Raw genomic sequence first — 2,229 nt, 5'->3', positions numbered from 1 at the left:
GACGTTCAAAAACCTTGCATTATCCTTCTTGTAGTACATCGCTTGGTACAAAAAACAAGGGCAACAAAGCCTAAAACGACCGACTCCTGACGACCGGCTACTGACTCCTACCCCCAGGAAAAACTTTTTCAGCAGACCCTACTTAAGTAGTCGTGCAAAATTAATGTCTTGGTTAGGATAGGCAAAAGGCACTCATGCAAAAGGCACTAATGCAAGGAGTGGTTAGATATGTGTAATTAATTTTGCTTATAGCGGTAAGCGCTTGAGTGAGATACAAACCAAGCTTTGCCTAGCATGGTTTATAGCTCGTGACACTGTACCTCATACGACTGCACACCGCTATAGGTACTTATCAAGTAAAAGTAAAAAGTTCCCTGTTGCGGTGTTGCCTACTTGCTATTGAATAAAGAACGAATTGCCTGATGTTTAGGGTGATCAAATTCTGGGGGAACCTTGCGGGTATCGGTAATCAACCAATCCAAGGCTGCCGCTTCCACATCGATCGCCGCGCCGGTTTTATCAACACAATAGCGCCCAAAGACCAACTTATCCACCAAACGGGCCCCTGAACCGAGGCGAGAATATTCAAAAATAACGCTATTATCCACTGTCGCGCCGCCACAAATCCAACAATTTGGGCCAATCATACTCGGACCGACAATTTTCGCCCCGTCTTCAATGCGCGTCATTGCCCCGATATACACAGGTCCGGTGATATCGACTCGATCCCAGTTTACCCCCACATTTAAGCCCGTGTAGATGCCCGGTTTGACTTCGATGCCGGGGATAGCAACATTTTTAATTTTCCGGGATAACACCCCGCGAATTGCCTGCCAGTAGTCGGGGACTTTACCAATATCCACCCATTCAAAATCCATGTTTAAAGCGTAGAAAGGCGCAGCTTTAGCGACTAATTGGGGGAATAATTCGCCCCCGATGTCGTATTTACTATTAGGGGGAATAAAATCAATGATTTCTGGTTCAAAAATATAGATCCCCGTGTTAATGCAGGTACTTAAAGCTTCATCGATGGCCGGTTTTTCTTGGAAACTGAGAATCCGTCCCTCCTCGTCGCTAACTACCACCCCATAACTGGATACTTCCTCTCTGGGGACGGTTTTGGTGACAATAGTGGCGATCGCTCCCTTTTCCCGATGCCATTTAACGGCTGCGGTTAAATCAAGATCGATCAGCGCATCACCACAGAGAACCACAAAAGTATCGTCAAAAAAGGGATTAAAATCTTGAATTCGTCGTAAACCGCCCGCCGATCCTAGGGCATCACCGATTAACTCGCCCTCTTCGATTCTACCCTCGAAAGAATAGCCGATATGCACCCCAAAACGCTGACCATCGCGGAAATAACTCTCAATTTCTTCGGCTAAATGACTAACATTGACCATGATCTGATCAAAGCCATGCTGTCGCAACAGTTCCAACAAAAACTCCATCACCGGCTTTTGTAAAATCGGGATCAGGGGTTTGGGAATCGTATGGGTAATCGGACGGACGCGAGTTCCTTTGCCAGCCGCCAAAATCATGGCTTTCATTGATGTTTATTTCCTTTTGCGATCGAGGTTTGTAGTTAAATCATGCCTAGTGTATCATTACTGGCTCGGAATCAGTGGTTATCGATCCTCTTGGGGGTACCTCGAAAAATAGATTTACTTCAGCATTGCACCGCCTGAAACCCTGATGAAAGCTTGGTTTATTCTCAATTAGTGCGAAGATTTTCTCAATAAGTCCAATTGATCGAGCTACCCCTTGAGTAATTGATAACGGGAAAAAGTGAGAGATTTAACCCAGATTACACTGATGGACAAAATTAACAAATCAACTTTGCTGTAACTCATACTACTCAGTCCTCTAGGCTAAGATGATCAAAAAAACGCAAGTTTTTAAATTGATGGGCAAAAAAAGTTTAATTTTAGCCAATAACCAAGGCGTTATGTCTAGGCTACCTCGAAAAATCGAATTTTGAGGGACGGAGCGCCTTGTTAGTTCTTGAAAATAATTCCCTCTTCATCGAAAATTTTGGGTCTGAAACCCCGCCGTTTTACGGCGGCTTTGCTGTTAAATCTTAGCACATTTACACGATATATGCTAGAATGCGGGATATGGAAAAAGCCTATTCGTTTCGATTTTACCCCACACCAACACAAGAGTCGCTATTGCGGCGCACATTGGGCTGTGTAAGATTAGTTTACAATAAAGCTCTCCACGAACGAA

The 2,229-nt window shown here is 44.4% G+C and carries 2 protein-coding genes; one reads left to right on the top strand and one right to left on the bottom strand.

Annotated features, from left to right (window positions below):
- Positions 1 to 389: 389 nt before the first annotated feature.
- Positions 390 to 1,550, bottom strand: coding sequence for a nucleotidyltransferase family protein (locus O9290_RS12680; protein ID WP_002761007.1), 1,161 nt, complete (start codon positions 1,548 to 1,550; stop codon positions 390 to 392).
- 567 nt (positions 1,551 to 2,117) lie between these two features.
- On the opposite strand from O9290_RS12680, the gene O9290_RS12675 reads away from it, so the two are divergent.
- Positions 2,118 to 2,229: helix-turn-helix domain-containing protein (locus O9290_RS12675; protein WP_287738602.1), on the top strand; the 112-nt coding region annotated here is incomplete at its 3' end.

Origin of the sequence: Microcystis sp. LE19-41.2A, from assembly GCF_027530405.1 — a bacterium.
GTDB lineage: Bacteria > Cyanobacteriota > Cyanobacteriia > Cyanobacteriales > Microcystaceae > Microcystis > Microcystis aeruginosa.
The sequence above is the reverse complement of the archived record's forward strand: the minus strand, read 5'-3'. Positions and strand labels throughout refer to the sequence as shown.

Coding starts and splice junctions, on each gene's coding strand:
- O9290_RS12680 (WP_002761007.1), bottom strand. CDS start 1,550: ATGAAAGCCATGATTTTGGCGGCTGGCAAAGGAACTCGCGTCCGTCCG.